Origin of the sequence: Rothia uropygialis, assembly GCF_004137765.1 — a bacterium.
Lineage (GTDB): Bacteria > Actinomycetota > Actinomycetes > Actinomycetales > Micrococcaceae > Rothia.
Map to the genome: position 1 here is coordinate 388,506 of NZ_NOIS01000004.1, position 23,958 is coordinate 412,463.

Annotated in this window: 13 protein-coding genes; 7 read left to right on the forward strand and 6 right to left on the reverse strand. The window is 62.7% G+C overall.

Going from position 1 to position 23,958, the window contains the following annotated elements; all coding sequences use genetic code 11:
* The first annotated feature begins 15 nt into the window (after nucleotides 1-15).
* Nucleotides 16-2,064 (forward strand): family 16 glycosylhydrolase, encoded by a 2,049-nt coding sequence (locus tag EWV35_RS11040; RefSeq protein ID WP_129661833.1) that lies wholly within the window; start codon nucleotides 16-18, stop codon nucleotides 2,062-2,064.
* Nucleotides 2,065-2,138: 74 nt separating this feature from the next.
* On the opposite strand, the gene EWV35_RS11045 is transcribed toward EWV35_RS11040, so the two are convergent.
* Together EWV35_RS11045 and EWV35_RS11050 are read right to left on the reverse strand one after the other, a co-directional pair.
* A complete protein-coding gene (locus EWV35_RS11045; protein WP_129661835.1) occupies nucleotides 2,139-3,923 on the reverse strand; it encodes a thiamine pyrophosphate-binding protein in 1,785 nt (594 codons plus the stop codon).
* A 164-nt stretch (nucleotides 3,924-4,087) separates the two neighbouring features.
* Complete coding sequence (locus EWV35_RS11050) at nucleotides 4,088-4,855, reverse strand: IclR family transcriptional regulator (RefSeq protein WP_129661837.1); 768 nt, start codon at nucleotides 4,853-4,855, stop codon at nucleotides 4,088-4,090.
* 148 nt (nucleotides 4,856-5,003) lie between these two features.
* Here EWV35_RS11050 and EWV35_RS11055 point away from each other — a divergent pair, with 148 nt between their 5' ends.
* On the forward strand, nucleotides 5,004-6,890 hold the full coding sequence (locus EWV35_RS11055; RefSeq protein ID WP_129661839.1) for an FAD-binding monooxygenase: 1,887 nt from the start codon (nucleotides 5,004-5,006) through the stop codon (nucleotides 6,888-6,890).
* 295 nt (nucleotides 6,891-7,185) lie between these two features.
* A complete protein-coding gene (locus EWV35_RS11060; protein ID WP_129661841.1) occupies nucleotides 7,186-8,406 on the forward strand; it encodes a M20 metallopeptidase family protein in 1,221 nt (406 codons plus the stop codon).
* Between the two features lie 105 nt (nucleotides 8,407-8,511).
* Here EWV35_RS11060 and EWV35_RS11065 read toward each other — a convergent pair whose 3' ends face one another.
* Nucleotides 8,512-9,477, reverse strand: a complete 966-nt coding sequence (locus EWV35_RS11065) for an AraC-like ligand-binding domain-containing protein (RefSeq protein ID WP_238654426.1) — start codon at nucleotides 9,475-9,477, stop codon at nucleotides 8,512-8,514.
* A 204-nt stretch (nucleotides 9,478-9,681) separates the two neighbouring features.
* Between EWV35_RS11065 and EWV35_RS11070 the strand changes: the two genes are divergently transcribed.
* Together EWV35_RS11070 and EWV35_RS11075 are read left to right on the forward strand one after the other, a co-directional pair.
* The gene (locus EWV35_RS11070; RefSeq protein ID WP_129661845.1) at nucleotides 9,682-11,100 is read left to right on the forward strand and encodes an aldehyde dehydrogenase family protein; all 1,419 of its coding nucleotides are present in this window, start codon (nucleotides 9,682-9,684) and stop codon (nucleotides 11,098-11,100) included.
* Between the two features lie 8 nt (nucleotides 11,101-11,108).
* Nucleotides 11,109-12,632 (forward strand): GMC family oxidoreductase, encoded by a 1,524-nt coding sequence (locus EWV35_RS11075; protein ID WP_129661847.1) that lies wholly within the window; start codon nucleotides 11,109-11,111, stop codon nucleotides 12,630-12,632.
* Nucleotides 12,633-12,730: 98 nt separating this feature from the next.
* Here the strand turns inward: EWV35_RS11075 and EWV35_RS11080 are convergent, their stop codons facing one another.
* Complete coding sequence (locus tag EWV35_RS11080; RefSeq protein ID WP_129661849.1) at nucleotides 12,731-14,098, reverse strand: FAD-binding oxidoreductase; 1,368 nt, start codon at nucleotides 14,096-14,098, stop codon at nucleotides 12,731-12,733.
* A gap of 66 nt (nucleotides 14,099-14,164) precedes the next feature.
* Complete coding sequence (locus tag EWV35_RS11085; protein WP_129661851.1) at nucleotides 14,165-17,557, reverse strand: NAD-glutamate dehydrogenase domain-containing protein; 3,393 nt, start codon at nucleotides 17,555-17,557, stop codon at nucleotides 14,165-14,167.
* A gap of 280 nt (nucleotides 17,558-17,837) precedes the next feature.
* Here EWV35_RS11085 and EWV35_RS11090 point away from each other — a divergent pair, with 280 nt between their 5' ends.
* Together EWV35_RS11090 and EWV35_RS11095 are read left to right on the forward strand one after the other, a co-directional pair.
* Nucleotides 17,838-18,215, forward strand: a complete 378-nt coding sequence (locus EWV35_RS11090) for a YidH family protein (protein WP_129661853.1) — start codon at nucleotides 17,838-17,840, stop codon at nucleotides 18,213-18,215.
* 2 nt (nucleotides 18,216-18,217) lie between these two features.
* Nucleotides 18,218-18,559 carry a DUF202 domain-containing protein gene (locus tag EWV35_RS11095; RefSeq protein ID WP_238654428.1) on the forward strand — a complete coding sequence of 114 codons (342 nt, stop codon included), beginning with the start codon at nucleotides 18,218-18,220 and terminating at the stop codon, nucleotides 18,557-18,559.
* Nucleotides 18,560-18,688: 129 nt separating this feature from the next.
* On the opposite strand, the gene EWV35_RS11100 is transcribed toward EWV35_RS11095, so the two are convergent.
* Nucleotides 18,689-23,692, reverse strand: a complete 5,004-nt coding sequence (locus EWV35_RS11100) for an NAD-glutamate dehydrogenase (RefSeq protein WP_129661855.1) — start codon at nucleotides 23,690-23,692, stop codon at nucleotides 18,689-18,691.
* Nucleotides 23,693-23,958 lie beyond the last annotated feature (266 nt).

Sequence of the window (23,958 nt, forward strand, 5' to 3'; positions counted from 1 at the left end):
TGTGAAGAGTCCACAATGAATTTCTCCCCACTGTCGAGGAGGATCACGCGCATAAGCGTCGCAGCGGTCCTTGCCATCACCCTGTCATACGGTCCGGCTCCTGCAGTATCCGCTCCTGCCCAAGCCGTCGAGTCGGTTACCGCCGCTGCCACCGAAGTCACCCCCAAGGGACCGACGTTCAACGAAATCGCTCGAACCGTTTATATCCCGTCAGACGCCGGGGTCCGCTACTACATCGACGTAGCCGGCAAGAACATCACCAAAGAGGGCCTACCCTACGCCAAACCCGGCACCTACACCCAGGATGAGGGCATAGCCCCCGGCGCCCCCATCACGGTAACTGCCAAATCGGCGGGATCGACGACCGTCCTGACCGGTACCACACGGTGGGAGGCGACGTATCGAGATCGCCCCTCCTATTCCCTCGAGTCCGGGGATGAGTTCAACGACCCCTCCACGCTGCCATCCAGCCAATGGTCGGTCTACACGACCCGTGCTGCGAACCTCGGAAACAACGGCAACACCGTGTACACGCCGGAAAATGTTTCGGTCAAGGACGGAAACCTTGAGATCAGGACCGAGCGCCACTGCCTGGCCGGTTCGCAGGAGCCTTCGACCCAAACCGTCAGTCCGGGCGGTGCCGTGTGTCCCAGCGGAACCCGAACGGTATACACCTCGGGCCGGATCAATACGGACTTCATTTACAACGCACCCTTCGAGATGGACGTTCGAGCGCGAATGTCGGATGACGTTGTCGATGGTCTCCACTTCGCGGCATGGATCCGCAACAACCAGCCGTATTGCACGCAAGCAGGGATCGAGAAATCGGCCATTTCGGAGCTGGACACCATGGAGGTGTTCAGCCAGCACTCCTACACGACCAACACCTCACACATCTCGTGCACCAAACAAGAGGACGGAGGAAGCGGGACCAAGCGCGATGCCCACAAGCTCGATACCCAGATCGCAGGCGCTTGGCACAACTTCAAAATGACGTGGGACGGGTACGCGATCCGGTATTACCTGGACGGTCAGCTGGTTCCCTCCAGCTGGGGTCAAACCCCCGAAACCACGAGTTCCACGGTAGGGATGAGCGACGAGGAGTTCCGCGCGACCCTGAACGAGAACCCCTATCAGGCGATCATCGATTCGCTGGCTTTCCCGACCGACACCAGCTGGATCAACCCGCCCCGCTCCGACCGGCCGTTCCCTGCACGAGTGGACAAGGTCGACTACATTCGCATGTCACCCCGCGAGGATGTCTTCCCGACCGGCGCCATCAAGTCCAAGTGGAAAGAATCCGCTTGGCTCGGAGCACCGGTGACGGGTGAACGCGATGCAGAAGTACCGGGGTCCAGGGTCCAGACTTTCGAGAACGGTTTGGTCTACTGGTCCGAGGCCACGGGGGCTCACCCCGTCCGTGGTGGCATCAAGGGGTCCTTTGAAGCCCACGGTGCGGCGGGCGGCCTGCTCGGCCTGCCCACATCGGACGAACGCCAGCTGAAGGGTGGCGCGTCGCAAAGCTTCCAAGGCGGTCAGGTCCACTGGTCGCCCAGCACGGGCGGACACGCGAGCGGCGGGGCCATTCAGGCGTACTGGGCAGGTCAGGGCTGGGAGAACGGTTGGCTCGGATATCCGACCAGCGATGAGTTCACGGGCCTCGCAGGAGGCGGGGCATCCCAAACTTTCCAGAACGGAACCCTCTTCTGGGACGCTCGCACGGGCGCGGTACACCCTGTCACCGGCGCGATCCTCGGGCGATACGGTCAATATCAGTGGGAATCCGGAAAACTCGGATACCCCCGTACCGGCGAGCAGAAGCTCAGGAATGGAGCCTCCCAGGTCTTCGATGGGGGCCAGATCCACTGGTCGCCGAGCACGGGCGCACATGCCACCGGCGGTGCGATCAAGTCCTATTGGGCCGGCTCCGGTTGGGAAAACGGTTGGCTCGGTTACCCGACCGGTGAAGAGTCCCCCACGGGCGACGGCGGTGTCCGGCAAACGTTCCAGCACGGAACCGTGACTTGGCACAAGGACCGCCCGATCACGGCCGAGCGCAGATAGGGCAGGCAAGAACAAGGCGGCCAGGAACTCGAGGCTCCTGGCCGCCTGCTCATGAAGGCGCGTGTCGTAGCGGACTAGACGTGCATGCGCCGGTCACCGGCCCCGTCCGATCTCCCCTCGTCGTCGCGTCGCGGGGCGGCGCTTCCGGCTGATTCTGGCGATTCCGTGGAAGGCCGGTCCATTCCCAACATTTCTTCGACGTGCGGCGAGGTCCGGCGGGATTCTTCGACGGCCTCGACGATCCACGTTGCTCGGATGCTATTGGTGATGCGGCAGTCCAGGACGTACGTTCCTTCCTCGCCACTGGCAACCCATCGCTCGAAGTCGGCGAGGTCGCCCAGGTTGCGAACGGTGCTCCCTCGCGCACCGAGAGCCGTGAAGATACCCGCGAAGTCGATATCGGGAATCAGCATGGGCTCCGGGGCCAGTCCGCGCGCTGCATATTGATGCACCTCGGCTCCGTATCCGGCGTCGTTCAGGAAAACGATGACACCGCGACGGGTCGTTCGCACGAAAGTCTCCGCATCTGCGATCCCCATGAGACCACCGCCGTCACCAGAGACCAGCACGGGGAAACGGTCGCCAGCGGCGGACACGACGCCAGCAGCCGAAGGGAAACCCAACCCGATCGACTGGAATTGCGTGCCCACGGTGATGTGACTGTCAGGCTCGGTAACGCGGAGATAGGTCAGCGGCCACTGCATGAAATGACCTCCGTCCGTGAAGATCACGCGATCCTCGGGCAGAACCTCATTGAGGCGGCTCATGATGCGTCGAGGATCGAGCCGACCATCCGGTGCGATCTCGACCCCGTCGGTCCGTTCCTGCGCCTCATCCGATGTGGGGGAACTGATCGGCTTACGCCCGGAGACGCCCAGCTGGTCGAGGTTCTCGCGAATTGAACGAATAGCATCGCGGGAGTCGGACCGGCAATACTGGTCCACCCGGGAGTTCGTGGCTTCGTCGGTGATGCCGATCTGAATCACGAATGCCTTTTCCCCGAACGCATTCCCCAGAGCCATCGTGAACTGGTTGAGCCCCGCACCGACCACGAGGACGACGTCGGCCGCCGCGATTTCCCGGGCCGCCAACGGAGCGGAGAATCCGCCGCATACGCCGAGGTCACGATAATTGGGGACCCGGTCTGCCGCCACGGAGAAGTACCCCTGCGTCGGGACGGTCGTTGCGACGTCGGCCCCGAGGACTTCCGCGAGCGATCGGAGATCGGAACGAGCCTCCAGAGCCCCACGTCCGGCGAGAATCAGGGGACGTTGTGCGTCGGCGAGTGTGTGGGCGATCTTGGCTGCAAGCACCTGGTCGGCCCGAGGCAACGTCTCTGCCTCGGGAAGATCCGGAATGATTTCACCACGTTCCCCGATCAATTCCGGCGCGAGGTCGTAGGGGATCGCCAGGACGACCGGGCGCGAATTGTTGATCGCGTCCGCGAGCGCCTCAATGGTCACGCTGCCCGCGTCCTGCACCCCCACCGTGTATGTGGGCACGCCCATGGATTCGGCGGTCATGGTCTGGTCGATGTCCAACGGCCGCGGGCCCGTGGTCGGCTTGGAACCCACGACCAGGACAAGCGGCATTTTGGCCAGCGAGGCCTCGGCCAAGGAGGTCAACGCGTTGGTGAACCCTGCCCCGTAGGTGGCGGTCGCAACCGCGACTTTGCGGGTCATCCGGTAATAGGCATCGGCCGAAGCCACGGTAGCGGTCTCGTGGCGGACGGGGATGGGTGGAACGCCCAGACGTTCGAGGGCGTCGATGAAATAGGCGTTGCCGTTGCCCATGAGGCAGAAAAAATGATCGACATAGCGCGTCAGGGCGCGCGCAACCGTTTCGGATACGGATTGCATATGTTCCTCCGGAACCACATATGAACTTGTAAGCCATATATGTCTCGCTCCGGGATCGCCGTAGCTGAGTGTCCCTTTTTCGAACACCGGACATAACCTGTGATGTCGGACACGCCTAACATAGGCCTTTCCGACTGATTGTGCAACCGCGCCGCACGACAGCATCAAGAAGGCAGTCCCGTGCGATTGCCGACTATCGCCTCGCGCAAGCCCGCCTCGGGAATCCGAGCCCCTCCGTGCGAGATCACGGCCGCCGCCCGTGCCAGCCTGGCGGCGATTTCCGCTCGGTCGCCTTCCCCCACAAAAACTGCCGCAAGGGCAGCCGGTTGACCATCGTCCAAGGTGAGGGGCACACCCACGGAATGCAGCCCCATAATGACCTCATCGGTCGTCTCGGCCCAGCCTTTGGCCACTGCGTTCTCCACCTGCACTCTCTGCTCCCGAGTGATTCCGTCGGGCCATTGCTCCTCCGGGAGTATCGAAAGGATCGCTTTGCCCGGAGCACCCAACGTCACCGGGTGGCGGGTTCCTGGGCGCTGGGCGACAACGGCGACGGTCTGGGGCGGCTCCACGCTCGCGAACGTCAGGCATTCGCCCCGATCGTAAACCGCCAGGAAACACGTCATCCTCAGGTCGCGCGCGGCGAGGGTCAGCTCGGGCACGGCGACTGCCTGCAAGTCCCGCTCGACGCCGGCCGCGAGCGCCGCGAGCCGAGCCCCCAGAGCCAATCCGCCGGCACCTTTTCGAACCACTAGTCCGTGCTCTTCAAGCGTGCGAATGAGACGATAGGCCACCGAACGGTGCACCTCGAGCTGCCGGGCAACGTCGTCGATGCTCAGGGGTCCAGAGGCATCCGCGAGGATCTCCAGGACCCTCAGCCCCCTGCTGAGGGTTTGCGATCCGGCTCCATTCGGTGCGGAGGAAACGGGCATATTTCACCTTCGCTGAGATCCTTGCCACGTGTGACGCAGCTCGTATATGATTTGCTCCAGATTCGCTATGTGAACATTACGTTCGCATATAGAACATCGAATATCAATCAAACTCCAACAGCGTGGTTGGGGAAGGAGTTCGTCTCACATGCAGTTCCACCATCACGGATACGTCTCGGGGGATCCGAAGATCAAGGAACCAGCCGGTTACGGTATCGACCGATCCGAGGAACTGCCCGACGAGATGGATGTTCTCATTGTCGGAACGGGGCCCGCCGGGATGATCCTCGCTGCTCAGCTCTCGCAGTTCCCGGAGGTCAATACCCGCATCATCGAGCGCCGCCCCGGGCGTCTCGAGATTGGCCAAGCGGACGGCATTCAGGCACGCAGCGTCGAGACCTTCCAGGCTTTCGGATTCGCCCGTCAGATCATCGACGAGGCATACCACATCACCGAAATGTGCTTCTGGAAACCGGATCCCCAGAATCCCGAGAACATTGTTCGCGCCGCCCGCCCCAGCGACGATCCCCAAGGCGTGAGCGAATTTCCTCACCTGATCGTCAATCAGGCACGGGTACTCGACTACTTCGCGGATTTCGCGCGGCAGGCCCCGGGACGCATAACCCCCGATTACGGCATCGAGTTCCTGGACCTCCAGAACACGGGCGAAGGGCAATACCCCCTCACCGCCCGGTTGCGGTATACCGCCGGAGAGCGTGACGGCCAGGAGCACACGGTCCGCGCCAAATACGTTGTCGGGTGCGACGGCGCGCGCAGCCCTGTCCGCACCTCGATCGGTCGGAAGCTCACCGGAGACGCGGCAAATCACGCGTGGGGCGTCATGGATGTGCTGGCCACGACCGATTTCCCGGACATTCGCACCAAATGTGCAATTCAGTCGGTGAACGGTTCGATCTTGCACATCCCCCGCGAAGGCGGACACTTGTTCCGGATGTACGTGGATCTGGGCGAAGTACCCGTGGACGACAACCACGCCGTGCGGAACACAACCTTGGACGAGATTATCGCCAAAGCCAACGCGATCTTGCACCCATATTCGGTCGACGTGAAGTCTGTGGCCTGGCACAGCGTGTACGAGGTAGGCCATCGACTGACGGACAAGTTCGACGACGTCCCCGACGAGGAAACGGGTCAGCGCACACCTCGCGTGTTCATTACCGGCGATGCCTGCCACACGCACTCGGCCAAGGCCGGTCAAGGCATGAACGTCTCGATGCAGGACGGGTTCAACTTGGGCTGGAAGCTCGGGCACGTCTTGACGGGCCTGAGTCCGGAATCGCTGTTGTCCACCTACTCCGAGGAACGGCAGGTCATCGCGAAGAACCTCATCGACTTCGACAAAGAGTGGTCGACCCTCATGGCCGCCAAACCCGAGGACCTTCCCGACGAATCCTCTCTGGAGGACTTCTACGTCAAAACGGCAGAGTTCCCCGCGGGGTTCATGACGGAGTATGCCCCGTCGATGGTCACGGCAGGGAGAGATCATCAGGAGCTGGCCAGTGGCTTCCCGATCGGCAAGCGCTTCAAGTCGGCCAGGGTCAACCGAGTCTGCGATGCCAACCCGCTGCACTTGGGGCACCTGGCCGAAGCGGACGGACGGTGGCGCATCTATGTTTTTGCCGATTCACCGGCCGCTGGCGAGGATTCCCAGCTCACCGAATTCGCGGACTGGTTCGCTCACGATCCGGCCTCGCCCCAGGCCAGGTACACACCGCGGACCGGTGATGATGACGCGGTCTTCGACACCAAGGTCGTGTACCAGCAGCCTCACACGGAGGTCGACATCATGCGGGTTCCCCAGATCTTCAAACCGTCGGTCGGAGAATTTGGTCTGACCAGCTTGGAGAAGGTCTATGCGACGCTCCCGGACGACAACATTTTCGTCGAACGCGGGATCAGCAAGGACGGAGCGATTATCATCGTGCGCCCGGACCAGTACGTGTCCGCAGTTCTGCCTCTGAACGACAGGCAAGGCCTTGCGGCCTTCTTCGAGCAGATCCTCGTGGAACGCTGATCGGGCCGAAGCCGACCCGGGCGATCCGACGGGGCACGGGGTCTCCCGGGTCAGGCTTGGTTCCACGAGCACTTCGAGGGGCGGAATCGGAAACTGCCGAAGGCAAAACGACCATGCCAGAAACATAGCTACGCTTAACATTTCAGGCAGTTCCGTTCCTCTGCCCCTCAATCCTGCCGATAGGCGTCTGATCAAATTCTGACGGCCTGCCCCGACCGGCGAGTTGGTGGACACGTCCGGCGCACGTGGACATGATGGACTGATAATCCAATGTCTGTACACGACGGAGTGAAACATGGCCGAGAGCCGAAATCCGCAACACAAATCCCCCAACTTCCTTTCGGAAGCAGACGCGATCGCCAACGAGCTCAGCCATCTCCGACGGACCCTTCACCAGAACCCGGAGCTCGGCAATCATCTGCCCCAGACCCAGGCGACCGTCATCGAAGCCTTGAACGGATTGCCGCTCGAGGTCCACCGCGGCAAGAACGTATCTTCCGTCGTCGCGGTCCTCGAGGGAGGAAAGCCCGGCCCGACCGTTCTCCTCCGGGGCGATATGGATGCCCTGCCCGTCCGGGAGAACTCAGGCGAAGAGTTCTCATCCACCAACGGAAACATGCATGCGTGCGGACACGACCTCCACACCTCAGGTTTGGTGGGAGCCGCCAAACTGCTCAGCGCGCATCAGGACGAGTTGCCCGGCAAGGTCGTCTTCATGTTTCAGCCCGGAGAAGAGGGCCCAGGCGGCGCGAAGCCCATGCTGGACGAGGGGCTCCTCGAGGTCACCGGTGAACGCCCGGTCGCCGCCTACGGTTTCCATGTGGCCCCGGGCGAACCCGGTACTTTCGCATACCGATCCGGCACGGTCATGGCGGGCGCCTACAATTTGAGCATCACGGTGCACGGCAAAGGCGGTCACGGTTCGGCCCCGCAATCCTCCCTGGACCCCGTGCCACCGCTCACCGAGATCGCTTCGGCCCTTCAGAATGCAGTGACCAGGCAGTTCAGCGTATTCGATCCGGTGGTTGCGACGATCACCCAGCTCGAAGCGGGAACTGCGGCGGTCAACGTCATCGGCGACGACGCCCGCCTCGGGGCAACGGTCCGCGCCATGTCCCGCGAATCAGGTGACAAATTCGGCGTCGTCGTTCACCGCCTGGCAGAAAACATTGCCGCGGCACACGGTTGCACGGCAGAGGTCGAGTTCTCGACCCTCTATCCGCCGACGGTATGCAACCAGGCCGAGACGGAGTGGGCCGCCGAAGCCCTCCGGAATGCACTGGGCGAGGACTCCACCCGGGAGATCCCCGAACCCCGCATGGGCTCGGAAGACTTCTCCTTCGTTCTGGAAGAGATACCGGGGACGTTCATGTTCGTCGGCGCAAGCTACCCGGGGGTGGACCCCATGACCCAGCCGATGAATCATTCAGCAGAAGTCCGTTTCGACGACGCAGTCCTCCCGACCCAATCCGCGGCACTGGCAACCCTCGCATTCGAACGCCTGAACGCCGCATAGAGGCTCTCACCGCTGCCGTCCCGTCCGATCGAGACGCCGCAAAGGACCCGTTTTCTTCCGAAACCGGGTCCTTTGCGGCGAGTGCCCGCCAGGCGGCCGGCCTCGTCAGGCGGCGTCGTCCTGGAGGACACGCGTTCGGTAGACCGACGGTGATTCTCCGTATTCGGCCTTGAACGCCTTGCTGACGTGCGAGGGATCCAACAACCCGTATCGGGCGCTGATGGTGTGCACCGTCTCGTTGCTCAACAGCGGGTTCGCGAGATCCTGCCGAATCGCTTGTAACCGTCGATTGCGGATGTACGAGGCAACCGTCAGCCGGTGCGACGCGAATCGACTGTGCAGCTGACGCACCGAAACGTAAAGATGTGCGGCTATCCGGCTGGGCCCGAGATCGGGGTCCGAGAGGTGGTGCTCGATAAAGGACATCGCCTCGTGGAGCAGGAAACTGTCCGCCAGGTCCTGACCGTGCTCCTGGGATTCGGCCGACAGGACCGTGACCAACATGTCCAAGGCCGAACGAATGAGATTCATCGCGTGCGCCCCATGGAGCAGGTCCATATTCTGCGCCAACTGCTCGAAGAGCGGTACCGCCACTTTTCCCAGCCCCTGATCGCGGCTGATGGGCCGCGCGGTCACCATGCTCATCTGGTCCGGAGGCATCTGGACGTACGATGCCGGGAAATGAACCACCAATCCGTGCTGAGGCTCCGTATAGGACAGCTCATAAGGCCGTTGCGTGACGTACAGGGCCAAGTCCCCCGGATACAGGACGCACTCGCGGTCGTCCTGGGCTAGCCTCGACGTCCCCGCGAGCTGCAGACTCAACTTGCAGAAGGCCGCTTCGTTGCCGGAAATGAGGTCGGGGCTCCTGGTCACGATGTGCGGGTCAGTCACCATGTCATGCAGGTGCACATCCCCCACCGCAACCTGATGGACTTCGGCACGGAAGTCATGCCCCGGAGGAAATGACATCCGCAGCGGGGCGAAGAATTCGGCCGCGAATTCCCGCCACTCCTGCTTCGTCAGTCCGGATCGTGAAGCACGGGTCGCATCTGCCGGATATTGGGTCACCTCATCACCTTCCAAGCTCTCCGACGATGCCTCATTGCCCGTCGCTGCGGCGGAGTCTGCACGCCGGCCATTCCTTGTCGAATTTATCATCGCAGTGACCTGGAACACGCTTCAGGCCAAAAAGCCTGCACTGTAAAGCAACTGGTCGGCACGGGAATACCGAGAGCATGGAAACATCTCATCCCAATGAAGCGAGGAACCTCCATGAGTAAGCTGCCGTCCACCTACAATGAGCTTCTGTCGAGTGTCGACGCGGGCCCCCCAGGCCGCGAAATCCATGATCCGGCCACCGGGGAGCTGGTCGGTCATGCTCCTCGGCACACCACCGACGATCTCGACCGCGCAGTATCCACGGCACGAAAGGCGCAGCCCGATTGGGGCCGTGTCAGTCACCAAGAGCGCAGCAACCTCCTTCTACGGGCCGCCGATGCGGTCGACTCCTGCGCAGAGCCATTGGCCGAGCTGCTCTCCCGAGAGCAGGGAAAGCCGTTGAACGGTCCCAATGCCCGCTTCGAAGTCGGTGCCGCCGCATCCTGGTTGCGCGCCAACGCGAATTTCGAACTCGACGAGGCCACCTTGGTCGACGACGAGGATACGCACGCCATCCTGCGGTATCGGCCGATCGGCGTCGTCGGAGCGATCGGTCCCTGGAACTGGCCGATGATGATCACCGTATGGCAGATTGCCCCGGCCCTGCGCATGGGAAATACCGTCGTGGTGAAACCGTCCGAATACACGCCCCTCAGCGTCCTGGCGTTGTGCTCTGTCCTCAATTCCGTTCTGCCCGACGGTCTGCTCCAGGTTGTTTCGGGTGAACGGGAGGTCGGAGCTGCCCTCAGCGGCCATCCGGATATCGACAAGATCATGTTCACCGGTTCCACGGCGACCGGGCAAAAGATCATCGAGTCCTCGGCCGAAACCGTCAAGCGTCTCACCCTCGAGTTGGGCGGCAACGACCCGGGCATCGTGCTCGACGACGTCGACCCGTCCGAAATCGCCGAAGGACTGTTCTGGGGCGCATTCATCAACACGGGCCAAACCTGCGCCGCCCTCAAACGCCTCTACGTTCCGGATTCGATCTACGACGACGTCTGCCAGGCCCTCGTGGACATCGCACACAAGATGCCGATGGGCGTCGGGCTCGACGAAGGCAATGTACTGGGTCCGTTGCAGAACAAGGCACAGTACGACGTCGTGCACCGACTCGTGGAGGCCGCAAAGGACGGCGGCGGCCGCGTCTTGATGGGCGGTGACCCCGCTGCCGACCAGTCGGGTTATTTCTATCCCACCACTCTGGTCGCGGACATCGACCCGGAGAATCCTTTGGTCACCGAGGAACAATTCGGGCCGGCGTTGCCGATCATTCGGTATTCCACGGTCGAGGAAGCGATCGAGGCCGCGAACTCGGTCGACGTAGGACTCGGAGCTTCCGTGTGGTCCTCCGATACGGACAAGGCCCGCGAGGTTGCTTCCCGCATCGAATCCGGCACGATCTGGATCAACGGACACGGCGGCGTGGACCCCAGGATTCCGTTCGGCGGTATCAAGAAGTCGGGTTACGGCCTCGAGTTCGGGGTAGAAGGGCTCAAAGCTCTGGGCGTCCCCCAGGTCATCAACGGTTAGGAGAAATCATGAGTACCACTGATTATGTGATCGTTGGCGCCGGATCGGCCGGCAACGTTCTGGCCCGCCGGCTTCTCGACGCCGGTCATTCCGTGACTCTTCTCGAGGCCGGAGGCGAAGAGACCAACCCTGATATTAGGCACCTCTACGACCTGGGGAAGATATGGCACAGCCCCCAGGACTGGGACTACTTCACGGTCCCCCAGGAAGGTTGCTCGGGACGCCGAATACATTTACCGCGCGGCAAGGTCATGGGCGGTTCGCACGCATTGAATGCCTGCATCTGGGTCAGAGGAGCCAGGCAGGACTACGACACGTGGGCCTACCTGGGATGTCCCGGGTGGACATGGGACGATGTCCTGCCGTATTTCATCAAGATCGAGAACTTCGACGGCGCAGCCTCGGACCTCCATGGGACGGACGGCCCCTTGGACGTTCGGACGGAGTTCGAGCGGAACCCTATCCAGGAGTCCATGGTCGACGCCGCCCAAGAGGCAGGTTTCCCGTTGAACCCGGATTACAACTCCGGTGACCCTGAGGGCGTTTCCCGCATGCAGCTCAACGTCCGGGACGGGGAGCGCTACAACACGTGGCAGGCATACCTCGAGCCCGTGGCTTCCCACGAATCGCTGACTCTGATCACCGGTGCCCGTGTTCGAAGGGTTCTCTTCGAGGGAACGCGGGCGGTCGGGGTCGAGTACGACCAGGGTGGGGCCACACAGGAAGTTCACGGCGGCACGGTCATACTGTGCACGGGAGCCTTGGGAAGCCCCGAAGTCCTCCTGCGCTCGGGCGTGGGGCCGCGGGAAGAGCTCGAAGACCTGGGGGTCGACGTCGTCACTGATGTTCCCGGGGTCGGGAAGAACCTTCAGGACCATTTGTTGTCCCCCGTAATTTTCACGACGGAAGACTCGCACCCCGTCCCGGACCCGAATGTGGCTCCGGCAGAGGTTCACCTGTTCGCCAAGTCTCGCCCGGATTTGGCGGTTCCGGACACGCAACCGATCTTCTTCTCGGTTCCCATGTATTCGGAGGGGTACAGCAAGGGCACGATGAACGGGCCGGAGAAGGCGTTCAGCCTGCTGGGCGGACTCGTGCGGCCCGTCAGCCGAGGGTCTGTGACCCTGACCGGCTCGGGCCTCGATGACCCGGTCGAAGTAGATCTGGGCGCGCTGAGTCAGAAGACCGACGTCGATGCCCTTGTCGCATCGGTACGCCACTGCCGGGAGATCGGGCGGCAACCGGCTCTCGCGGACGCGTGGGGCGCTCAAGAAATATGGCCGGGTCCCGATGTCGCCGACGAAGACCTCGAGGAATATGTTCGCGACTCGGTCGTGACGTACCACCACCAGGTGGGAACCTGCGCCATGGGCAACGGCAAGGGCGCGGTCGTGGACCCCGATCGTCTGGCGGTCAAGGGCACGGAGGGTCTGCACGTCGTGGACGCTTCGGTGATGCCGTTGATTCCTACGGGCAACACCAACGCTCCGACCATCATGGTCGCCGAGCGGGCCGCGGAGAGCCTCATCTAGCGCCGCACTTCGCTCGCCAGGTCGCCGAAAAGGCCCCATCAGAATACCCGATGGGGCCTTTTCGGCGACCTGGCGATAGGGCTGGTGGGAGCCGCGCGCTAAATGCCTCGGCCGGGGGTGAGGATCCCATTGGGATCGAGGGCCGCTTTGAGTGCCCGCTGCGCGCGGAGGGTCGGCTCGTCGAACTGGAGAGGAAGCTCGCGGTGCTTGATCGACCCGACACCGTGCTCTCCGGTGATCACGCCGCCCAGACTGATCGCGAGTTCCGTGATGCGGTCGACCACTTCTTCGGCGCGGGCTCGGTCCTCGGGCGTCTCATCGGATTCGATGGCCGGGTGCAGGTTCCCGTCCCCCGCGTGGGCCAGGATACTGATTCCACGCCCGGATTCTTCCGCGATTGCCTCAACGCCTCGGATCATCTCGACCAGTTGGCCGACCGGGACGCCGACGTCGCAATGAACCGCGTATTTCCCCGCCATGAGCGCCCCGTTGGCCAGTCGTCTCGCCTCGAGCAAGTCATTGCCCTCCTGCACGTGCGTACGCGTTGCCCCCAGGCGTTCACAGGTTGCCGACAGAATTTCCGCGTCGCGCTGCGCCGTCGGCCCCACGGTCTGGCCTAGAAGCAACGCGGCCTCGGGCTGGGGGAGCCCACTCGGCTCGAATTCATCGATCAGGCGAGCGCAGACGGAATCAATCAGCTCGAGGACTTCCGGTCGCGGGTTGGTCGAGACGATCGAGGTGACGGCTCTGCCCGCCGACTCGATATCGTCAAAGCTCGCGAAGAACGTCCGCGGTGTCCCTTCTGGGACCGGTTTGAGGCGCACGGTGGCCCGCGTGATGACACCGAGGGTCCCTTCCGAGCCCACGAAAAGCGGTGTCATGTTGAGCCCTGTCGCATTCTTGATGGTCCGTGCACCGGTATGAATGATGCTGCCGTCCGCCAGGACCACCTCGAGTGCCGCAACCGCCGCGGCAGTGGTTCCATGAGCAATGCACCTCAGCCCGCCCGCGTCGGTTGCAATGTTGCCGCCGACAGTGGACAAATGCACGCTTGCCGGATCCGGGGCGAAGAACAGGCCGTGCCGCCGAACTTCCTCGTCCAGCTTCGAGGTGATGACGCCGGGTTCGACGTCGGCCAACCTGTTTTCGACGTCGATATCCAGAACCTGGTTCATTGCCTCGAGAGATATGACCAGCCCTTCCGGGTAGGAGACCGCCCCTCCTGAGAGGCCCGAGCCTGCGCCCCGCACGGAAACAGGAGTGCCTGTCTCGTTAGCCCATGCCAAGGCCGCGGAAACGTGTTCGGCGTTTCGTGCGAGAACAACGCCCAGCGGCGCGCCTTCCGGCACGGCGAGTGAACGGTCGTCCGAAAAGTCACGGAGGGTTGCCGGATCCGTGAGAAGCCGGCCGCCGAGGCGATCTTTCAACGCGTCAATACTGGCCGCAGAGCCTGTTGGGGTCGTCATTGTCCCTCTCCTGATTAATCGGCTTGCGGGGCACACCCTCATCGGGACGCCCCTCAAGGGTGCACTCTAGAACTCCCCCGTCGGGTGGAGCAGTGTTCGAACCGCGACCGAGAGCGTCGCCAAGTCGACCTGCTGGGAGCCTTCCGAGTAGCCCCGAATTTCCAGGTCCATCTCGTCGGTCAGCCTCGCGATGCTCGGAGCATAGGCCGGGTGGGCGTCTTCCCATTCGAGCAACGCCGAACGGGCTTCTTCGGGTCCTGTGATCCCGGCGGTCCCGGGAAGGTCCTCGAGCACCCGCTTCGTGAACTCTTCGGTGGCCCGGTAAAGGTCTGAGCGCAACGATGCGCGGGCGATCGATTCCCACCGGCCGACACGGGGCAGCTCTGTGACCGCCCTCAACAATTCGTGCACGGCATACCGGTCCATCACTGCAAAGTACACCAACGCCGCCTCACGAGGTTCGACGCCGGTTTCCTCCGCAACCAGCCCGACATCCAGGAGAGTCAGCGATTCCCAGAGCTGCGCCCAGGAACGTGCCAGCTCGTCGTTGAGGCCCCACTCCTCGGCTTGGTCGAAACGGCGGCGGATCGAGGCCTCGGACTTCTGCCCCACGAGCTCCAACACGTCGTCGCGGAGTGCGACGCCGGGGCGGAGTTCGTCGATGACGGAAGCGATAACGTCGCGCCCCGCCCGCGTATCGTCGCCCTTCGCGACGAGCCCGTGGCGAATGACCCAGCGAACGGCCCTGTCCGTGAACCGCTGAATGTCCTGGATGACCGTCCGCCACGCCTCGGGGTCGGCGTCGGCCGGGATCTCCCGGTGGAGTCTGCGCAGTCTCCGCACGTCGAACAGTTCCCGGATCGCCAGGAAGGAGCGCGCGACGGTCACGACCGACGCACCGGTCTCTTCCATGACCCGGAAAGCGAAGACGATGCCCGCTGTATCCACGATCTCGTTGGCAACGCGTGTACAGATGATCTCGCGGCGCAAAGGGTGCTCGCCGAAGTGCTGTCCGAACCGTTCCGTGACGGGTTCGGGGAAGTACTCGTGAAGGACTTTCTCGAGCCAGGGGTCGTCCCCGAAGCCGGCGTCCAGCAGGGCCTGTGTCAGTTCGATCTTGGAATAAGCGGTTAGGACGGACAGCTCGGGGCTCGTGAGCCTCTCATCGTTCTCACGGCGCTTCTCCAGCTCCTTGTCCGACGGCAGGAATTCGACGTCGCGGTTGAGGCCGGCGTGCTCCTGGAGGAAGTGGATGAATCTCGGCGCGCTGCTGTTGGTCGGTCGGGTTCCCAACCGTTCGGCATGGAGCAGCATGTTCTGGTCACGGTTGCTCCGCAGAACCATCTCGGAGACTTCGTCGACCTGCTCTTCGATGAAACGGGCGCGTTCCTCACGGTTGATTTCTCCCCGCTCGACCAGTCGGTCGACCAGGATCTTGAGGTTGACTTCCCGGTCGGAGGTCTCGACCCCGGCAGAGTTGTCCACCGCGTCCGTGTTCACCAGGATCCCGTTCTTGGCAGCCTCGATGCGGGCGCGTTGGGTCAGACCGAGGTTTCCGCCTTCACCCACCACGCGGACACGAAGCTCTGAGGCATCGATCCGCAGAGGGTCGTTGTCCTTGTCTCCGGCGTCCTGGTGAGTTTCGGTGGATGCCTTGACGTAGGTTCCGGCCCCTCCCGTGTAGAGAAGGTCCACGGGCGCGCGAAGGATCGCGGAAACCAGTTCCGCCGGAGAGAGCCGCTTGATGTTTTCACCGAGCCCCAGCGCTTCGCGCGCCTGGGGCGTGATCGTGATGGACTTGTCGGTCCGTTTGTAGACTCCGCCTCCCTCGGAGATGAGAGACGTATCGTAATCCGTCCAGTACGGCCTCGGAAGATCGAAAAGACGCTTTCGCTCCGCGAAGGACCGGGCAACATCCGGGTTGGGGTCGAGGAAGATGTGCCGGCTGTCGAAGGCGGCCACGAGTTTGGTGTGTTCGGACAACAGCATTCCGTTGCCGAAGACGTCTCCGGCCATGCCTCCGATGCCGACAGCGGTGAAGTCCTCGGTCTGGCAGTCCACACCCAACGAGGCGAAATGCCGCTTAACCGATTCCCAGGTGCCTTTGGCCGTGATGCCCATTTCCTTGTGATCGAATCCCACAGACCCGCCCGAGGCGAAGGCATCTCCCAGCCAGAAGCCGTTGTCCTGGGAGATCGAGTTGGCAAAATCGGAGAAGGTCGCGGTTCCCTTGTCCGCGGCGACCACGAGGTAATGGTCCGGCTCATCCAGCACGACCACACCCTCGGGTGAGACGACCTCGTGTTCTCCGTTGTCTCGGGTCACCAGATTGTCGGTCACGTCCAGCAACGACTGGATGAACAGTCGATAGGATTCTTCGCCTTCTTTCTGGTAGCCATCGGGGTCTTCGTCGCGGCCCGGGGCGTTCTTGGGGAAGAATCCTCCCTTGGCACCGGTCGGGATGATGACAGAATTCTTGGTCATCTGAGCCTTGACCAGGCCGAGAATCTCGGTGCGAAAGTCGTGCCGGCGATCGGACCAGCGCAGCCCACCTCGGGCAACCTTCCCAAACCGGAGGTGAACGCCCTCGACCCGGGGCGCGTAGACCCAGATTTCGAAGGCAGGGCGAGGCAAGGGAGCTTCTTCGATTTCTCTCGGAAGGAGCTTGAGGGCGATGGACTCCTTACCCAGGTAAGCATTGGTGCGGACAGTCGCGGAGACGACCTCCGTCATCGTTCGGAGGAAACGGTCCTGTGTCAGGTCAGGGACGTCGTCGAGAGCATCGAAGATCCGCCCACGGATTTCTTCCTGCTTCTCGCGACGCCGGCCCGCGGCGGCGCCACTTTCCCACTTGGGGTCCAGTCCCACCTCGAACAGCTCGACCAACAGCTTGGTGACGTGGGCATTCGCGACCAAGGTATCCGACATGAAATCTCTGCTGTACCCGGCCCCAAGTTGCAGCAAGTAACGGCAGTAGGCCCGCAACACCGCAACGGTGCGCCAAGAAAGAGACTCGAACATGACCAATCGGTTGGCGGAACCGGCTTCGGCCCGACCCGCGAGCACTGCACAAAGGGCCTCTTCCAACAGAGGTAGCACTTCGTCAACGTTGACGGATTCGGGGAAGACGACTCCGAAGTCGTAGAGCGCAAAAAGAGCGCCATCGGCGTTTCGGACATCGTAGGGGATCTGGTCCACCACGTGAAGCCCCAGGTTCTGCAAGATCGGCAGAAGATCCGAGAGGGCCCTGGGTTCACGAAGGTAGACGCGGAGCCGGACTTCCTTCTTCGAGATGGGGTTCTGGTTGTCGTTTTCTGAGGGGCGGAAGAGTCGAATCGCGGCGGGACGCTCGGGGCCGGCTTGCGCCAAATCCTGCAGTATCGAGGTGTCGGTGTGCTCCTCGGGAAGCTCGTACCGCACGCGTTCCACAGTTGTACCGGTTTTTTCCTGGTGAGCCATGCGACTCCCCCTTCCCTACAGACATGAGTCACACAGGTGGCTCAAGTTACGTTTTTCCAAGGCTAAGGCTCGGGCCCGTCATAAATGGAGCCAGGACCAAGATGTGGAAAAACGTTACGTGAGCAAGTGGCCCGCCGCATGGGCAATATCGTTGGTCACTTCGCCTTCTAAGAGGCCCCGCGCGTGGCCGGCCCGCGGTCCCTTTTCATGACGTCGCAAAACCGCCACCGTTGTCACACGGAGCAATATAGGGTTGTGGCTGAGTCGATCCGGAGGATGCATGAGCGAAGAACGCACTGACCGAGACTGGATTTCCCGCACTGCCCTTCCCGGCGGCGAGGAACCGGACCCACGCTTCACCCTCGCCAACGAGCGCACCTTTCTCGCCTGGATCCGCACGTCCCTCGCCTTTCTCGCCGGGGGTATCGCCCTGGAGACCATCGGCGACGGAGTCTTCCCGGAGGGGGTCCACCGGGCACTGTCGGTTCTGGTCATCACGATCGCTTTCCTGATCAGCTTGGGCGCGGCGGTCCGCTGGTGGCGCATCGAGAACAATATGCGCAAGGGCCGGCCATTGAGCTTGCCCCTTATCGTCCCGTTGCTCAGCCTGGGCGGTGCCGTTGCGGCTTGCCTCATCTTCGGCATGATCCTCGGCTGATCGTGCAGATCCACACCGATTCCGATTCGCCCGCCGATCCTGGTCTGCAGCCGGAGCGGACTGCGCTCGCTTGGGGCCGTACGCTCCTCGCTGTCGGCGTGGTCGGGGCCGGATTCCTGAGGTGGCTTCCCCACTTCGGGTGGTGGATGGTGCTTCTGACCCTTATGGCCTGGGTCGTTTCTCTGTCGATCTACGGGACCCAACGTCGCCGTTACCGGCGGCAGTCCCGGGGCGTCCGCCACGGTTCCTTGTCCGCCGACCCGGTCGCCGTACTTGGAACCGGGGCCGCGGTTGCGTGTCTGAGCGTGATCGGCATCGTGATCATCCTGGTGACCCGCGGCTAGCTGCACCGGCGGCCCTCACCCGGGACCCACGGCGGTCGCTTCCGTCAACGCCGAGACCCGGCCTCTCCCCAACGCACGACGCCGGGCCGGAACATTGGCATTCCGGCCCGGCGTCGAGCGTTGATTGCTCTAGATCAAACCGCGCAACGTACGAACCGCGACCGAAAGCGTCGAGATTCGGGGCGCGGCGTTCTCCTGTCCGAGCTCCTGGTCCAGCTCACCCATGAGCCGTTCGATGCGCGAGGAATGAACCGGATGCTGGTTCTCCCAGGCCGCCACAAGGTTTCGGGCTGCCTCGGTGTTCCTCGGCCACGTAGTGTCACCCGCTGGGTGCAAGTCGCCCTGCGTGACTTCCCGGGCGACGGTCACCGTGAGAGCCGCGACCGTCTCGTAGAGGTCCGATCGCAGCGATGAACGAGCCAACGTTTCCCAGCGGTCCTCGCGGGAGAGGTGAGAAATGGCCACGAGCAACCGGTCGATCTCGAATCGATCCGACAGCGCATAGTACAGCAAGGCCGACTCCCGCAGGTCGCACTCGGTTTCCTCGTTGAGAACAGCGATGTCCATGAGCGGGTAGACGTCGAGCAGTCGCGCCCACGTGGCCGCGAAACCCTCGGGAATGCCCCAGGAGAGCGCCTGCTTTTCACGCTCTTCCAGGCGCTTTCGGGTTTGCTCTCCCAGCAATCCGGGCACTTCCGGATCTAGCTCGAGGGCCGGGGCATACCGGTCGATTACGGCCCTGATCTGCAGGTGCTCGGGAACTTCGCTGCGTAGATCGCCGGTGGCCAGGGAGCCTTCGTTGATCAACCAGCGGGTCGCACGGTCAATCAATCGCTGGATTTCCCGTGCGATGGCCCGCCACGCGGCGGGGTCGATATTCGCCGGAAGCTCGCGATGAGCCTCCATCAGCTCGCGAATGTCGAACAGCTCCCGAGTCACGAGGAATGCGCTGGCCACGGTCGCAACGGAGGCACCGGTTTCCTCGACGGCGCGGTATGCGTACGTGATTCCGGCCAGGTTGACCATCTCATTGGCCACGCGCGTGCAGATGATCTCCCGACGCAGCGGGTGGTCGTCCAGCTGGGCCCGGAATCGCTCCGTCACAGCCTCGGGGAAGTACTCGTCGAGAATTTGCGAGAGCCACGGGTCGTTGCCGAAACCGCTGGCCAGCAACGAGTTGGTGATATCGATCTTGACGTATGCGGTGAGAACGGCCAGCTCGGGTCCGGTCAGTCCCCAACCTGCGGCGACCCTTTCCTCCAGCTCGTCGTCGGAAGGCAGGAATTCGATCTGGCGGTTGAGTCCCGCACGCTCCTCGAGATGATCCATGAGGCGAGCCGCCGTCGCAGTGGTCGGCATGGTTCCCAGGCGTTCGGCCTGCAACAGACCGTTCTGCTCCCGATTGGTTTCCAGGACGAGGGTACGGACGGCGTCGGTCTGCGCCTCGATGAACGAGGCGCGCTCGTCGGCGTCCAACAAGCCGCGGGAGACCAGGCGGTCCACCATGATCTTGATGTTGACCTCGCGGTCGGAGGTTTCTACGCCGGCAGAGTTGTCGATCGCATCCGTATTGACCAGGATCCCCTTGCGCGCGGCTTCGATGCGGCCGAGCTGTGTCAGTCCCAGGTTGCCGCCCTCACCGATTACGCGAGCGCGCAGCTCGGACCCATTGACGCGCAAGGTGTCATTGGCCTTGTCTCCGACCTGCGCGTTGGACTCCACGGAAGCCTTGATATAGGTCCCGATGCCACCGTTGTACAGCAGGTCCACCGGGGCCTTGAGGATCGCTGAGACCAATTCAGCCGGAGACAGCTGCGTGATCCGTTCGTCCAGTCCCAGAACTTTGCGGATTTCAGGCGTCAGCGCGATCGATTTTTCCGACCGTGAGAAGACCCCACCGCCTTCGGAGATTAGCGAACGGTCGTAGTCCTGCCAGGAAGAACGCGGCAGGTTATAGAGGCGCTGACGTTCCGCGAAGGAAGCTGCGGCGTCGGGGTTCGGATCGATGAAGATATCCCGGTGGTCGAATGCCGCGACCAGGCGCGTGTGTTCGGAACGCAACATGCCGTTACCGAAGACGTCCCCGGACATGTCGCCGATGCCGACGGCCGTGAATTCTTCGGCCTGGCAGTCGATGCCGAGTTCGGCGAAATGCCGCTTGACCGACTCCCAAGCGCCGCGAGCGGTAATTCCCATGGCCTTGTGGTCGTAGCCCACGGAGCCACCGGATGCGAATGCGTCGCCCAGCCAGAAACCGTATTCCTGGGAGATCGAGTTGGCAAGGTCCGAGAAGGATGCGGTGCCTTTGTCGGCGGCAACCACCAGGTAGGTGTCGTCGCCGTCCAGGGCGATGACGTTCTCCGGAGTCACTACAGACTGTTCCCCGTTCTCGGTAGTCACCAAGTTGTCGGTGATGTCCAGGAGAGAACGGATGAAAAGGCTGTAGGCTCCTCGCCCCTCGTTCATCCACGCCTCGCGGTCCGCCGAGGGATCCGGCAACTGTTTGGCGAAGAACCCTCCCTTCGCCCCGGTCGGGATGATCACGGCGTTCTTGACCATCTGGGCCTTGACCAGACCGAGGACTTCGGTTCGGAAGTCTTCGCGGCGGTCGGACCACCGCAGGCCGCCGCGTGCGATGTCACCGAAACGAAGGTGCACACCCTCGACACGCGGTGAGTAGACCCAGATCTCGTATTCCGGGCGCGGCAACGGTGCAGCGGAGATCTCCTGCGGCAGGAGTTTCACAGCGATCGATGGCCCGTCCTGATAAGCGTTGGTCCGGACGGTCGCGGAGACCACGCTGGTCAGGGCGCGCAGCATCTTGTCGGCGTCGAGGGTAGGCACCTCGTTGAGTGCGGACTCGATCTCGTCCAGAATCTCCGTCCGGCGCGCTTTGCGTTCCTCGACCGATTCGTTCCGGGAAGGATCGAAGCTGGTCTCGAATAGCCGAACCACCAGACGCGTGACCTTCGGATTGGCCAGCAGAGTATCGGCCATGAAAGCGTGCGAAAGGCCCGTGCCCAACTGGACCAGGTAGCGGACATAGGCCCTCAACACGGACACGGTGTGCCACGGGAGCCTTTCCGCGAGGACCAACCGGTCCAAAGAGTCCGATTCGGCACCTCCCGAGAGCACGGCACACAGCGCATCCTCGTAGAGATCGCCGATCTCTTCCGGGTTCACTCCTGCCGGGAACGTGACCCCGAAGTCATAGAGCAAGAAGTCGCGACCGTCCGCGGTGGTCAGGTCGTAAGGCTTCTGGTCGATGACGGTCAGGCCGAGGTTCTGCATGATGGGCAGGAGCTCGGTCAGCGTCTTGGGCTCACGCAGGTAAGTCTTGAGACGGTATTCGTTCTCAACGTCACTTCCGTCCGCGGAGCTCCGCCTGCGGTGAATCCTCACGGCCGCTGGCCGATCCGGGCCGGCGGCCTCGAGAGCCTCAAAGATTCCGGCGTCAGCGACGGCCTCGGGGATCTCGTAATCGGCACGATAGGTTACCGGCGCGGCGTCGAACCAGCGCTTGGCGATCTCGGCGCTCTGACTGCCGAGTGCCGCTTCGAGGGACTCGGGCCACGAACGCGTCGCGGCCTGGAGCTTCTTCTCCAGGTCGGCCACGTCGATACCCGGGATGTGATTGGGTTCTGCAAGGCGCAGGCGCAGGAACAGTCTCGCCAGGGCGGATGCCGAGTGCCGGACCTCGAAGTCGATTGACGCGAGATCCATCGCCTCGCTCAGTACTTTTTCGATACGAATTCGAACGCCGGTGTTGTAGCGGTCGCGGGGCAGAAATACCACCGCGGAGACAAACCGTCCGAATTCGTCAGGGCGAAGGAACAGTCGTGTGCGGCGCCGTTCTTCGAGGCCGATGATTCCGGCGAACGTCTCCGTCAGGGAGTCTTGGTCGGCCTGCAGCATTTCGAGGCGCGGGTAGTCCTCGATCATGCCCGTGAGCGTCTTGTCCGAATGCGAGCCCGGCTGGAAACCGAGCCGATTTCGGATCACGCGAACACGTTCCCGCATGAGCGGGGCCTCGGTGGCCGGCAAGGAGTACGCCTGCAGAGAGAACAGGCCCAGAATCACGTACTCGCCGACGACCCGGCCGCTCGAATCGAAATCGCGAATGCCCACGTAATCGAGGTATTCATGGCGATGGATCGTCGAACGGGAGTTTGCTTTGGTCACGTAGACGATCTTGGAATCCCGCGCATTGTCCTGGGAAAGACCCGTGAGGTGCTTGGAGCGAGGGGTCATCGGATCCTGCTGGACTCCGTCCTCGCGGTGCTCGGCCAGAATTCCGAGCCCGGTTCCGGGTCGATCCGAGATGGTCAGCCCTTCCGGCCCCTCCCGGAGATCACGCTCTTTGTACCCAAAGAACAGGAAGTTGTCACGCGCAAGCCAGTTCAGGAACTCCTGGACCACTTTGGGGTGTTCCGCGGCATCCGGGGTGCCCTGGGAATTGCCCCTCGAGGGTTCCGGCAGGTTTCCGACGCGGTCGGAGAGGTTCAGGACCTTCTCACGGACGGATTCGGCGTCCGAATCCGCGTGGCGGACATCGCGAAGAACCGAACGGACGCTTTCGACGACGTTCTGCGCGGTTTCCTCGTCGTCGCATCCCAGAAGCTCGACCGATATCCAGGACTCGACGGCGCTGTCGTGTCCTGCAGCGGCTCCCAGGGACGGGAGGGCCGCGGTATCGCCGCTGGCGACTTGTTGTTTGAGGTTGAGGCCGCGAAGGCTTTCGATCGTGCCGGTCTGCTTGTTCCTGTGCACCAGGAATAGCGGGTGGAACAAAGCGTTGGATCCGCCGTACCTGGCCGCGACCTCGGCGGTGACCGAGGAGACGATAAACGGCATGTCGTCGGTGACAACCATGAGAATCCACGAGTTTCCGTGGTGGATGACCTTGACGTTCGTTCCGTTCGGCTCGCGCGTCTCGGCAAGTTCGCGGTGCAACTGGGCCCGCTCGACCAGTTCTTCTTCGCTGAATTCGGCCAGGTCATCTTGGGTTGCGTGCTGATAATACGTTGAGATCCAGGACTCTCGGTCCCCTCCGTTGCCTCGTGGGCTCCCGTTCGAGCTGTAGGAGCTCTTGGGTTCGGGTTCGGCGGGATCGGACTGCTGGTTTAAGGGCACGTCAATAACCTTCCTCGAAGACGGGACCACCTCGTTGTGGTCGTCTTTACTCCACTAGGATACTCATCCCTCTACCCGAAATTCAGCCTCGTGCAGGGCGGGTTTTGCTCTGGGCAACATTTGTTGCCCGTGAGCGTGACTGTAGCCGCCGTCGTCAAGCCGCAGGACAGCGACACAGCCCATGACGACCCGCGGGCCGTGGCTACCTACAACCAGAAATCATCCGAGGGAAGAACACGGGAGGTTCCGCGCCGTCTCTCCGGGAG

Excerpts from the sequence above, each read along its gene's own strand:
- EWV35_RS11040 (WP_129661833.1), top strand. The coding sequence starts at position 16 with ATGAATTTCTCCCCACTGTCGAGGAGGATCACGCGCATAAGCGTCGCA.
- EWV35_RS11045 (WP_129661835.1), bottom strand. The coding sequence starts at position 3,923 with ATGCAATCCGTATCCGAAACGGTTGCGCGCGCCCTGACGCGCTATGTC.
- EWV35_RS11050 (WP_129661837.1), bottom strand. The coding sequence starts at position 4,855 with ATGCCCGTTTCCTCCGCACCGAATGGAGCCGGATCGCAAACCCTCAGC.
- EWV35_RS11055 (WP_129661839.1), top strand. The coding sequence starts at position 5,004 with ATGCAGTTCCACCATCACGGATACGTCTCGGGGGATCCGAAGATCAAG.
- EWV35_RS11060 (WP_129661841.1), top strand. The coding sequence starts at position 7,186 with ATGGCCGAGAGCCGAAATCCGCAACACAAATCCCCCAACTTCCTTTCG.
- EWV35_RS11070 (WP_129661845.1), top strand. The coding sequence starts at position 9,682 with ATGAGTAAGCTGCCGTCCACCTACAATGAGCTTCTGTCGAGTGTCGAC.
- EWV35_RS11075 (WP_129661847.1), top strand. The coding sequence starts at position 11,109 with ATGAGTACCACTGATTATGTGATCGTTGGCGCCGGATCGGCCGGCAAC.
- EWV35_RS11080 (WP_129661849.1), bottom strand. The coding sequence starts at position 14,098 with ATGACGACCCCAACAGGCTCTGCGGCCAGTATTGACGCGTTGAAAGAT.
- EWV35_RS11085 (WP_129661851.1), bottom strand. The coding sequence starts at position 17,557 with ATGGCTCACCAGGAAAAAACCGGTACAACTGTGGAACGCGTGCGGTAC.
- EWV35_RS11090 (WP_129661853.1), top strand. The coding sequence starts at position 17,838 with ATGAGCGAAGAACGCACTGACCGAGACTGGATTTCCCGCACTGCCCTT.